The following is a 12,307-nucleotide window of genomic DNA, read 5'->3' on the forward strand; positions in this document are numbered from 1 at the left end:
GCTCCTTAGTGTGAACCGTGCCAAGGGAAAAGGCGTTTGCCGATGCGGGCCAGAACCAGGTCGGTCACCAGGCCGATAATCCCGATAATTAAAATCGCGGCGAAAACATTGTCGAAGTTTTTGTAACGGGCTTGCTGGGTAATAAACCAGGTAATCCCGGAGCTGGTGCCGATGAGCTCGGCGACGATCAAGTAAGTCCAAGCCCAGCCCAGCAGAATACGCATGTCGCGATACAGATCCGGCAGAATGCCAGGAATGATCACACGGCGAATCAGGGAAAGCCCTTTGCAGCCCAACGTCAGCGAGGCTTCGATGAGCGCCATATTCAGTTTGCGTGTGGTGTTGGCGGTAATCAACACCATTTGGAAAAAGGTTCCGATGAAAATAATGGCGATTTTCGGGGCGTCGTAAATCCCTAAAATGGCCACGGCCAAGGCGCCGAAGGCCGGAGCCGGTAAGTAACGGAAAAATTCGGTGAACGGTTCGATAACACGTGACGCCGATTCATAGGTGCCGGCCAGAATGCCGAGCGGCAAACCAAAGACCATTGACCAGAAAAAGCCCCAAGCGATGACTTGAATCGAATGTCCCAGGCTTTCGTGAAACCAAGGCTCGTTACTGCGTTTGGGCGGGGTCGTGAAGGCCGTGTAAAGCGCGGTCAGCACTTCGTGTGGTGCGGGCAGGTAAACCGGGTTGGACGGAACGCCTTGCGGCAGCTTGACCTCAGCTTGTTCTTCCGCCTGTTTGGTCAGCAGTTTGTCCATTTCGCGATAATAGATTTCTTTATCAATCAGGCTGTCTTTGCGGAAGTAGGAAACATCGCCGGGATCGGAGATTTTCATTTGCGGATGCCAGATGTAAGGCGAGTAGCTCACCAATGACCAAAGCAGAATCGGAATGGCGAAGCTGGCGAAGGTCAGCCAGATTCGCGATGTTTTATCTAAGGGAACGCGAGGCGTTGTCCAGGATTTTGAAAATAATGCCATAGCTTGCTCTCTCTCGAAATGCTTATTTATGCCTTCTGCTTCGGAGGATAAATTTATTACGTTTTTCTTTAATCGTAATAAGCAATCGCTGTACCAAGCTAGTTATTGTTTGTTTTTCAATAGTTTATGTGTTTTGGGTGATATTTTGAATGCGGTGCTGCATTCTTTTGGTGCCCCTGTGTGATGCATTGGGGCAGGTTTGGGGGTTAGGGCGTTAAGTCCGGGCGATCGAATAGCTTCAGTGCATTTTGGTAGGCAATTTTATGGGCTACATCCGGTGGCAATTGGCTCAGCCAGCGGCGCATTTTCGATAAGGTATGGCCGACGGTGAGCCAGCGTAGTGTGCTGAAGGTGTCGACGGCGGCCAGTAATCGATCTTGGTGTTGGATGAAAAAACCTTCCCATTCGGGGTTAAGACGACCTCGGTCGTCAAAAAACTCGCCATCTCGTACCGAGGTGTCAATGTATAGGTTTTGGGGGTGACGCTTCAGGAGCGAAGCCAGAAAGTCCGGTGTCGGTTTGGTGCCGAGGTGGGCCCAAATGACTTGAGCATTGGGTGAGATCTCGAATATGCGGTCGACGATTTCCGCATCGCCGTGGATTTGCAGCATTAAGCTGCGCTCGTCAGCGATTTGAATGATGCGTTTTAAAACCGGGCTGTAAGTGTCTTGCTTGAAGATGTGGAACTCGCCGATGCCTTGGTAAGGGAAGGCATCAAGTTGGGCTTCAATGTCGTTTAAGGTATTGAGGTCCAGCATCCAGTTGGGTTTGTTGGCTTTGGTTTTGTATAAGCTCAAAAACGGAATAATGCGTTTGGGGGCGTGTTGATACAGCAATTCGGCTTTCGATGTCGGGGTGCTGGAAATCACGGCGCCGATGACATTGTACTTGTCATAGCGCGAAATGATTTGCGCCGGGCTGAGAACGCGGCTGTCGGCCAAGGAGTAATGCGAGTGGCTGTCGAAAATCGGCAGGGTGTTGGCCTGGCTCGCTGGTATCAATGCAGCCAGGCTGGTTATCAATAAGGTGTGTCGCAAAAAAGCTTTCATGGTCATCGTGTTGTTTAGGTTTTGAGATGGTGCTGAGCCAGTTTTTGAATGGTTTGGCTGTAATCGGCTTCGGGCGTCGGCGACTCACCCAGCGGGTTGAGACGTTTTTCCGGGTTGTTCAATAATGTGTGGAAAGTGCCGACGGTGCAGTGTGCCAAGGGTTCCAGATTATAGCCTCCACCCAGAGAAAAACTGATGCGGCCTTTACATAAGGTGTCGGCCGAGTTCAGGCACTTTTCCACCAGTTGATTGAAACCGGCCACCGAGAGTTGGTGTTCGGCCAGTGGGTCCTGCCAGTGGGCGTCGTAACCGGCGAATACAATAATATGATCTGGCTTGAAGGCTTCGAGTTTGGGTTGGATGACTTCATCGTAAACCGATAAATAAGTCGTATTGCCGGCCTTTTTTTGGAAGGGGCAATTGACGACTGTGCCTTCCGCGCCGTCTTTACCTGTGAATTTGGCACCGCCGGTCATTGGCCAGTAAGGGTGCTGGTGGATGGAAATCGCCATAATGGAAGGGTCGTCCGCGACCAAGTCTTGTGTGCCATTGCCGTGGTGGACGTCGAAGTCGATGATGGCGACCCGCTCGACATCACGGTATTTCTGGAGCACGCGGGCGGCGATGATGTCGGAATTGAAAATACAGAAGCCCATGGCTTTATTCGTCAAGGCGTGGTGTCCGGGTGGGCGTAATAAGGCGAAACCACGGTCAACTTGGCGGTCGTATACGGCCAGGTTCAGGTTGATATTGCTTCCGGCCGCCATTTTAGCGGCATCGAAGGTGGCGTGGTTTAAATAGGTGTCTTGATTATAAGCGTCATAGAAGCCGCCGCCACCTTTGCTTAGGATTTCGATTTCATGGATGTAGTTCTGCTGGTGGGCGAAACGTAACTCTTCCTGTGTCGCCATGCGCGTGTCGACCGGTGTCAATTGTTCCCAGATTTTCTGGCGTTCCATCTCGTCGTTGATGGCGACCAGCCGTTGGGCGGTTTCCGGATGCTTGGGTAAATCGTGTTTCAGAAACAACGGGTCAAGCACCACGCCGACCGAATAATCGCCAGGCCTGGCCGGTTTGCCATAACTGATGGGGCTAAAGGCTGTTGCTCCCAGTGCGCCGAAGGCGGCCAGCTGTTTGATGAATGCGCGTCTTCCTGACATAACCACTCCTTAAAAGCAAAGAGATTCATTCGAGGTAAGTAAATAGTTTAGCCCTTTCAGAGAAAATGTATAGTCGTATTCCCCTAAGGAGTGATGTGCGATTTTAATATGAAGGGTTTGACCGTTTTTCAACTGATTGAGTAATTGTTGATAACTTTGCTGCAATTGTTGGAAAGTGCCGATTTGTTGGGTTGGAATTTCCAGACGAATTCGATTCTGTTTTAGATTGTTTTGTGATTGGATTTTTAAAATGCCTTGTAACGGAATCGGCGCGCGCTTGTCGGATGGTCGAATTTGATATTGGACGGTCATTAATTTCGGGGTTGGGCTGATGACCGCCTTATTTAATAATAGGATTTGCAAAGCAGGTAATGAATTTCCCGCGCTGCAGGTGAGACCGAAGAAAGCCTCGCTGGAGGCCTGTTTCGTGAATAATTCCACTTGGTCGGGTTCTTGGGTGTAGGGGTTTAAGTAAGTCGTTAGACTGTAGTCTTCGTGAAACGTTTGCGTCGCTTTGGCAAAAGAGTGCGTGGATAACAATAAAGAGAGGGGTAAAGTAAAATACTGTGATGCGTGTCATGGGTTGATAACCGTTTATGAATATGGATTGAATGTCATGTGACAGGATTGTATCGTTTTACACCAAACAATGACATCCTGTGGATAACTTTTTGGATAAAATCCTGAAATTCACCGAATTTGAGGTGGGTTTTAAAAAAGTGATAAAAAAATGTCAAAAAAGTGCAAAAAGCTATTGCAAAAAACTGGAGAGGCTATAGAATACGCATCTCTTTCACGGAGACGCCAAAACAACACTGTAAAGGGAGTTGAATTGAGCGGAAACGGGGAAGAAAAAAAAGCGTAAAAAAAGCTTGACGGAAACAAAATCAAGCGCCTATAATACGCGGCTTACCGAGACAGGGTGCGACGCACTGAGTTGAGGAAAAGCAAGACCAAGAGTTCTTTAAAAATCAGGTAATTCAGAGATAATTTATGTGGAAGTTGCTTAGGTAAGTGGCTGTCCAAAAATAAATATCTCGACAACTATGTATATGGTTAATCACATTTATGTGAAACATGTACCTGTTAATTTCGAGTGTTTAATTCGTGCAGACAAGCACACAAAAAAATCGAGTAAAAAGATTAAACTGAAGAGTTTGATCCTGGCTCAGAATGAACGCTGGCGGCAGGCCTAACACATGCAAGTCGAACGGAAACGACAAGAACAAACTCTTCGGAGGGCGATCTTGGGCGTCGAGTGGCGGACGGGTGAGTAACGCGTGGGAATCTACCCTTTAGTTGGGGACAACATATGGAAACGTATGCTAATACCGAATATGCTCTACGGAGTAAAGGTGGCCTCTACTTGTAAGCTATCGCTAAAGGATGAGCCCGCGTTAGATTAGCTAGTTGGTGGGGTAAAGGCCTACCAAGGCGACGATCTATAGCTGGTTTGAGAGGATGATCAGCCACACTGGGACTGAGACACGGCCCAGACTCCTACGGGAGGCAGCAGTGGGGAATATTGCACAATGAGGGAAACCTTGATGCAGCCATGCCGCGTGTGTGAAGAAGGCCCGAGGGTTGTAAAGCACTTTCAATTGTGAGGAAAGGTTAGTCGCTAATATCGGCTAGCTGTGACGTTAACTTTAGAAGAAGCACCGGCTAACTCTGTGCCAGCAGCCGCGGTAATACAGAGGGTGCAAGCGTTATTCGGAATTACTGGGCGTAAAGCGCGCGTAGGCGGACTGTTAAGTCGGTTGTGAAAGCCCTGGGCTCAACCTAGGAATTGCATCCGATACTGGCAATCTAGAGTTTAGGAGAGGGAAGTGGAATTCCTGGTGTAGCAGTGAAATGCGTAGATATCAGGAGGAACATCAGTGGCGAAGGCGACTTCCTGGCCTAAAACTGACGCTGAGGTGCGAAAGCGTGGGTAGCGAACGGGATTAGATACCCCGGTAGTCCACGCCGTAAACGATGTCAACTAGCTGTTGGCCTTATTAAAAAGGTTAGTAGCGTAGCTAACGCGCTAAGTTGACCGCCTGGGGGAGTACGGTCGCAAGATTAAAACTCAAAGGAATTGACGGGGGCCCGCACAAGCGGTGGAGCATGTGGTTTAATTCGATGCAACGCGAAGAACCTTACCATCCCTTGACATCCTGCGAACTTTCTAGAGATAGATTGGTGCCTTCGGGAACGCAGTGACAGGTGCTGCATGGCTGTCGTCAGCTCGTGTCGTGAGATGTTGGGTTAAGTCCCGCAACGAGCGCAACCCTTATCTTTAGTTGCTACCATTTAGTTGAGAACTCTAAAGAGACTGCCGGTGATAAACCGGAGGAAGGCGGGGACGACGTCAAGTCATCATGGCCCTTATGGGATGGGCTACACACGTGCTACAATGGGGGGTACAAAGAGCAGCTAGCTGGCGACAGTGCGCGAATCTCATAAAACCTCTCGTAGTCCGGATCGGAGTCTGCAACTCGACTCCGTGAAGTCGGAATCGCTAGTAATCGTGAATCAGAATGTCACGGTGAATACGTTCCCGGGCCTTGTACACACCGCCCGTCACACCATGGGAGTGGGTTGCAAAAGAAGTGGGTAGTCTAACCTTCGGGAGGGCGCTCACCACTTTGTGATTCATGACTGGGGTGAAGTCGTAACAAGGTAGCCCTAGCGGAAGCTGGGGCTGGATCACCTCCTTTAAGACAAAGACGGCCGCGAGCCTAAGTTAGCTTTCACATAAATTGTCTCTGAATTACTGAGAAAAACGAGAACGACCTGGGTCTGTAGCTCAGTTGGTTAGAGCGCACCCCTGATAAGGGTGAGGTCGGTGGTTCAAATCCACCCAGACCCACCAATGAATGGGGCTATAGCTCAGCTGGGAGAGCGCCTGCCTTGCACGCAGGAGGTCTGCGGTTCGATCCCGCATAGCTCCACCACTACACCTGTGAATAGGTTCTGACTTTAAGTCTAAAGCAGAGGTTATTCACAGTCGTATTGGTGACAATAGACTGAAGAAAGAAATAGATCTTTAACAATTAGGAAAAATCTCTAAGTGACTGTCGAGCGTCACGTTTGGTTTAACAATTTTAAAAAGTTAAATTGAAAAGACGCACGACAGTGTAGTTAGAAACATACAGAATACCGACATATTCTGTATGACCGGCATTCAAGCAACTCCAACAGCTTGAATGCCAAGGTAACAATGTATCTTAAAGAGTTCAAACACACGCAAGTGTGATGATACAAACTCAAGCGAGAACATGTCAGCGTAAAACTTTAGTCATTGCAGCGAAATAGGCTTTGATTGAGACATGGTTTTTTATGTATTTAAAAGATGATGGATCAACACAAAAGGTCAAGGTTATTTTTGAGTTGTATAGTTAAGTGACTAAGCGTACACGGTGGATGCCTAGGCGGTAGAAGGCGACGAAGGACGTAGTAACTTGCGATAAGCCACGGGGAGTTAGTAAACAAGCTTTGATCCGTGGATTTCCGAATGGGAAAACCCATCCTTTATGGATATCCCCTTGGTGGGAGGCTAACCCGGAGAACTGAAACATCTAAGTACCCGGAGGAAAAGAAATCAACCGAGATTCCCCAAGTAGCGGCGAGCGAACGGGGACCAGCCCTAAAGCATTTATTAAGATAGCAGAACAGTCTGGAAAGTCTGACGATACAAGGTGATAGTCCTGTATGCGAAATCTTATTAAGTGTTATTCGAGTAGGACGGAACACGTGAAATTCTGTCTGAACATGGGGGGACCACCCTCCAAGGCTAAATACTCTCTACCGACCGATAGTGAACCAGTACCGTGAGGGAAAGGCGAAAAGAACCCCTGGAGGGGAGTGAAATAGAACCTGAAACCGTGTACGTACAAGCAGTAGGAGCCCTTCGGGGTGACTGCGTACCTTTTGTATAATGGGTCAGCGACTTACGTTATGTTGCGAGGTTAACTGAATAAGGGAGCCGAAGGGAAACCGAGTCTTAAATGGGCGACTAGTAGCATGGCGTAGACCCGAAACCGGGCGATCTATCCATGGCCAGGTTGAAGGTGCCGTAACAGGTACTGGAGGACCGAACCCACGTATGTTGAAAAATGCGGGGATGAGCTGTGGATCGGAGTGAAAGGCTAATCAAGCCCGGAGATAGCTGGTTCTCCTCGAAATCTATTTAGGTAGAGCCTCATGTCTCACTGCTGGGGGTAGAGCACTGTTATGGTCTAGCGGGCCGTCAAGGCTTAGCAGCCCATTGCAAACTCCGAATACCAGCAAGTGCAATCATGGGAGACAGACTGCGGGTGCTAACGTCCGTAGTCAAGAGGGAAACAACCCAGACCACCAGCTAAGGTCCCTAAACACTACTCAGTGGAAAAAGGATGTGGGAAGGCTTAGACAGTCAGGAGGATTGGCTTAGAAGCAGCCACCCTTTAAGAAAAAGCGTAATAGCTCACTGATCGAGTCGGCCTGCGCCGAAGATTTAACGGGGCTAAGTAGTGTACCGAAGCTGTGGATGCCATTTATGGCATGGTAGAGGAGCGTCGTGTAAGCCTGCGAAGGGGTGTTGTAAAGCATCCTGGAGGTATCACGAGTGCGAATGCTGACATGAGTAGCGATAAAGGGAGTGAAAAGCTCCCTCGCCGAAAGACCAAGGTTTCCTACGCAACGTTAATCGACGTAGGGTTAGTCGACCCCTAAGACGAGGCCGAGAGGCGTAGTCGATGGGAAGCAGGTTAATATTCCTGCACTTTTTATAACTGCGATGGAGGGACGGAGAAGGCTAAACTAGCTTGCTGATGGTTGCAAGTTTAAGGTAGTAGGCAGAGATCTTAGGCAAATCCGGGATCTTAATGCTGAGAACTGATGACGAGTCCTCTTTTGGACGAAGTAGTTGATGCCATGCTTCCAAGAAAAGCTTCTAAGCTTCAGGTTATAAAGAATCGTACCCCAAACCAACACAGGTGGTCAGGATGAGAATTCCAAGGCGCTTGAGAGAACTCGGGTGAAGGAACTAGGCAAAATAACACCGTAACTTCGGGAGAAGGTGTGCCCCTGCCGGTGATGAGACTTGCTCTCTAAGCTAGTGGGGGTTGCAGAGACCAGGTGGCTGCAACTGTTTACTAAAAACATAGCACTGTGCAAAATCGAAAGATGACGTATACGGTGTGACGCCTGCCCGGTGCCGGAAGGTTAATTGATGGGGTTAGCTTAGGCGAAGCTCTTGATCGAAGCCCCGGTAAACGGCGGCCGTAACTATAACGGTCCTAAGGTAGCGAAATTCCTTGTCGGGTAAGTTCCGACCTGCACGAATGGCGTAATGATGGCCACACTGTCTCCACCCGAGACTCAGCGAAATTGAACTCGCAGTTAAGATGCTGCGTACCCGCGGCTAGACGGAAAGACCCCGTGAACCTTTACTACAGCTTTGCACTGGACTTTGATACTATCTGTGTAGGATAGGTGGGAGGCTTTGAAGCAGTGACGCCAGTCATTGTGGAGCCATCCTTGAAATACCACCCTGATATTATTGAGGTTCTAACCTAGGGCAGTGAATCCTGCTCAGGGACAGTGTATGGTGGGTAGTTTGACTGGGGCGGTCTCCTCCCAAAGTGTAACGGAGGAGCGCGAAGGTACCCTCAGCACGGTCGGACATCGTGCAATGAGCGCAAGAGTAAAAGGGTGCTTGACTGCGAGACAGACACGTCGAGCAGGTGCGAAAGCAGGTTCTAGTGATCCGGTGGTTCTGTGTGGAAGGGCCATCGCTCAACGGATAAAAGGTACTCCGGGGATAACAGGCTGATACCGCCCAAGAGTTCATATCGACGGCGGTGTTTGGCACCTCGATGTCGGCTCATCACATCCTGGGGCTGAAGTCGGTCCCAAGGGTATGGCTGTTCGCCATTTAAAGTGGTACGCGAGCTGGGTTTAGAACGTCGTGAGACAGTTCGGTCCCTATCTGCCGTGGGCGTTGGAGAATTGAGAGGGGCTGCTCCTAGTACGAGAGGACCGGAGTGGACGAACCTCTGGTGTTCCGGTTGTCACGCCAGTGGCACTGCCGGGTAGCTATGTTCGGAAAGGATAACCGCTGAAAGCATCTAAGTGGGAAACCTGCCTCGAGATAAGTTCTCCCTAGACTTTAAGTCTTCTTAAGGGCCGTTAAAGACTATGACGTTGATAGGCTGGGTGTGGAAGTTCAGTAATGGATGAAGCTAACCAGTACTAATTACCCGTGAGGCTTAACTATACAACTCAAAAGTAACTTTTGAGCAATGACTCGAAGTATGACGTGAAGACGTGTTCGAGCTTGAGTTTAGTATTAAGAACGCTTTAAGCGCATTGTGACATCATGTGAGATAGCATGAGATAAGCTGACTCGAAAAGCTTAAGAGATTTTTCCGAATTCAGTGAGCTGTCTGTTTAATAGACAACTTACATAACCAAATTGCTTGGGGACCATAGCGAGATGGAACCACCTGATTCCATTCCGAACTCAGTAGTGAAACGTCTTAGCGCCGATGGTAGTGTGGGAGGTCCCATGTGAGAGTAGGTCATCCCCAAGCTTATATTCCTAAAAACCCGTCTTTATGATGGGTTTTTTTTTGCCTCGGATTTATATCTTAACGGCTTATATTGTCTTCTTCGCCTTCTTCTTCCGGTCGAGTTTTGGGTTCTTGGTTCTTCCTTCCGCTTTTTAGGTCTCGCGTGTCCATTCGCTTCTTTTTTAAGCTCTTCTGTGTGGAGGTCCGTTCTTTACGATACTTGTTTGCCTACTGATGAAGGCTATGGAGGACGTCTAATCTGGTAAGCTTTAATGGCTGGCGGAAACGAGACCACTGCTGTTGCCCCACTTGGTAACGGCGGCCATTGCCGAACTGTAGGCGTTATCGGGGAGCTCCAAGACCTGTTTAGCACTGTCTCGATAGTCTTTGAGTTCTTGAGTGATGAAGTGTTCGTCTTCACAGACACTGACTACATAATTGCTCAGTATGGTCAGAGCCGTAAGGTGTTTGATTTGGCTGTTGCCAATGGTCTTGAGACCGAAGTCCAAGTCATGATGAAAGAGGAGTGCTTTGTAGATAAGCGGGTTGATTTGCCATTTCTTGCCAAGCAAGCCGCCAATGTGTACGTGGCTTGTTTGGTAACGCTCCAGTTCTTTTTGGTAGCCACTGACCGGGTTACTGAGTTCACCCGCGAACATGTCAGGGTAGGAGTCGGGGTGTTGGCGATAAAGGTAAATGGCACCGACATTTTGCATTAACCCCGCGATATAGGCTTCAGTACGTGAGACATCGAATACCCAGTAAGAAAGCTCAGCCGCTGCTAAACCTGCTTTCGCGCCGTGTAGGAGAATGGAACGCTCATAGTCGTTTTCGGCCAAGATGTGGCTGAGCACCGATGACAAAAAAAGATTATAGATTTCTTGTAAGCCGAGCAGGTTAACGGCTACTTTGGCATCCTGAATAGGGTTTTTCTCTTGCGTGAGGTTGGTATTGGCCAGATTCAGGAAGTTAGCCAATAATTCCGGGTTGTGGCTTATCAGCTGTGCAACGGTTACGGTATTCGGATATTTTTTATTGAGCTCGGCTTTTAGCTCCAGTAGTTCCAGGGGAATGGATGGCGTGTGTTGCCGGGCAAGAATATCGGCGGCTACTTTGAGCGCTTGTTGCATAACTTAGGCCACTTTAAACGGTGTAAAGAAATTTTACCTCCTTTTTGAGGTGTGACCAAGGTTTTACTTAAAATTCCGTAATAAAGGGTGGGTTGAATCTTAAATCCTTGTTTTTATTGTTTTTTAAATTATAAAGGATGGTGGTATACTATTCTCACATGACTCTAGTTTGGTGGGAAAATGGATATCGCGGCAACATCAAATTCGGCTTTATACAGCATGACGTCGGCTTCACAAGCGCCGATGGATGTTCTGTCGTCCATTCCTGCTAAATCCATTCAGGTTTCAACCTCCTCATCCTCGACGGCTTCTCAAAATAATACCTCCTCCAACCGTGAAAGAGATTCTCAGGCTGGACGTAGTAATACCATTTCACAAGCGGAAAAGGCACCAACCGAAAAGTCTGCTTCTTCAGATCAGCAGGTTGAGCGCGAAGTACAGCGTGTTATTTCGGAACTCAAATCACGCGACAGAGAAGTGAAAGCCCATGAGCAGGCGCATTTAGCGGCCGGTGGGCAACACGTCACCGGTGGCGCCAATTATTCATATCAAACCGGCCCGGACGGACGGCGTTATGCGATTGGCGGTGAAGTCGGAATCGATACCAGCCCAGTGTCGGGAGACCCTCAGGCCACTTTAGCAAAAGCCCAGCAGATTCGGGCTGCGGCTTTGGCACCGGCCGAACCGTCCTCTCAAGACCGTAAAGTGGCGGCACAAGCATCGCAAATGGCTGCGGAAGCACGGGCCGACATAATGGATACCAAACAAGAAGAGCGGACGGAAGGGGTTGAGGATACGGAATCCACTAATGAAAGGCCTTTGTCTGAGAGTTCTGAGCGTGACATCCAAAGCAACCCCTTGTTGAGTGACACTCAAAACGAAAACCGTTTGGAAATGTCGGTGTCACCTGAGAACAGGTTGATGTCGTCGGCGGTCAGTGAACGGAATCAATTTGAAATTCGCCTGATGAACCAGGCGAGTTAAAAGGGAATTAAACCGGACAGAATGTTTGTTGCATGGCTTCCAGCAGGTTCAAAATCTGTGGGTCTCGCACTTTGCACAGAATTTTGCTGCCATCGCGGCGAGAGGTGATGATTTCTTTCTCTCTCAGGATGTCGATATGCTGGGAAATGTTGCTTTGAGTGGTTCCGACTTTTGAAACGATGTCCATGACTGGAAGTTCGCTGTCTCCAAGTACACATAAAATCTTGAGTCTTAGAGGGTGGCCCATGGCTTTGAGCGCCTTCGAGGCCTTTTCGATATTTTCTTCTTTTATCGCTAACGGGTTGATTTCTTCCATTCCTTTGTCACCGCTTAATTGTTATTTTGTCAGAATATGTTTAAATGTGTAGATGTCTGTAATTCTAATTAAATAGTTCTCTAATGTCACTTAAACTTCACTTATAATGAAGTAAATTAATTTTTTAGCAGCACTTTTGAATA

General features: G+C 48.6%; 7 protein-coding genes, 2 tRNA genes and 3 rRNA genes. 6 read left to right on the plus strand and 6 right to left on the minus strand.

The genetic code is table 11. The features are described 5' to 3' along the window. Window positions 1–5: 5 nt before the first annotated feature. From AYJ59_RS04335 to AYJ59_RS04350, 4 genes are all read right to left on the minus strand, one after another. A complete protein-coding gene (locus tag AYJ59_RS04335) occupies window positions 6–986 on the minus strand; it encodes an ABC transporter permease (RefSeq protein ID WP_029938713.1) in 981 nt (326 codons plus the stop codon). Between the two features lie 206 nt (window positions 987–1,192). Then, window positions 1,193–2,035: an amidohydrolase family protein gene (locus AYJ59_RS04340; protein WP_237260369.1), complete on the minus strand. Its 843-nt coding sequence runs from the start codon at window positions 2,033–2,035 to the stop codon at window positions 1,193–1,195. A gap of 14 nt (window positions 2,036–2,049) precedes the next feature. Further along, the gene (locus AYJ59_RS04345) at window positions 2,050–3,195 is read right to left on the minus strand and encodes a histone deacetylase family protein (protein ID WP_127119339.1); all 1,146 of its coding nucleotides are present in this window, start codon (window positions 3,193–3,195) and stop codon (window positions 2,050–2,052) included. Between the two features lie 9 nt (window positions 3,196–3,204). Next, window positions 3,205–3,636, minus strand: a complete 432-nt coding sequence (locus AYJ59_RS04350; RefSeq protein WP_127119340.1) for a hypothetical protein — start codon at window positions 3,634–3,636, stop codon at window positions 3,205–3,207. A gap of 704 nt (window positions 3,637–4,340) precedes the next feature. On the opposite strand from AYJ59_RS04350, the gene AYJ59_RS04355 reads away from it, so the two are divergent. From AYJ59_RS04355 to rrf, 5 genes are all read left to right on the plus strand, one after another. Then, a 16S ribosomal RNA gene (locus AYJ59_RS04355) occupies window positions 4,341–5,897 on the plus strand. Window positions 5,898–5,975: 78 nt separating this feature from the next. Continuing rightward, window positions 5,976–6,052, plus strand: a tRNA-Ile gene (locus AYJ59_RS04360). Between the two features lie 6 nt (window positions 6,053–6,058). Next, window positions 6,059–6,134, plus strand: a tRNA-Ala gene (locus tag AYJ59_RS04365). A 442-nt stretch (window positions 6,135–6,576) separates the two neighbouring features. Further along, window positions 6,577–9,439: ribosomal RNA gene (locus AYJ59_RS04370) — 23S ribosomal RNA — on the plus strand. A gap of 201 nt (window positions 9,440–9,640) precedes the next feature. After that, window positions 9,641–9,755 (plus strand): 5S ribosomal RNA (gene rrf, locus AYJ59_RS04375). The 16S, 23S and 5S rRNA genes sit together here with 2 tRNA genes alongside, the layout of an rRNA operon. A gap of 248 nt (window positions 9,756–10,003) precedes the next feature. Here the strand turns inward: rrf and AYJ59_RS04380 are convergent. Continuing rightward, window positions 10,004–10,864 (minus strand): HDOD domain-containing protein, encoded by an 861-nt coding sequence (locus tag AYJ59_RS04380; RefSeq protein ID WP_127119341.1) that lies wholly within the window; start codon window positions 10,862–10,864, stop codon window positions 10,004–10,006. Between the two features lie 180 nt (window positions 10,865–11,044). Here AYJ59_RS04380 and AYJ59_RS04385 point away from each other — a divergent pair, with 180 nt between their 5' ends. Next, on the plus strand, window positions 11,045–11,848 hold the full coding sequence (locus AYJ59_RS04385) for a putative metalloprotease CJM1_0395 family protein (RefSeq protein WP_206197899.1): 804 nt from the start codon (window positions 11,045–11,047) through the stop codon (window positions 11,846–11,848). 7 nt (window positions 11,849–11,855) lie between these two features. Here AYJ59_RS04385 and AYJ59_RS04390 read toward each other — a convergent pair whose 3' ends face one another. Then, complete coding sequence (locus AYJ59_RS04390; RefSeq protein WP_029938707.1) at window positions 11,856–12,164, minus strand: ArsR/SmtB family transcription factor; 309 nt, start codon at window positions 12,162–12,164, stop codon at window positions 11,856–11,858. Window positions 12,165–12,307: the final 143 nt, after the last annotated feature.

The organism is Thiomicrospira sp. S5 (genome assembly GCF_003991075.1).
GTDB lineage: Bacteria > Pseudomonadota > Gammaproteobacteria > Thiomicrospirales > Thiomicrospiraceae > Hydrogenovibrio > Hydrogenovibrio thermophilus.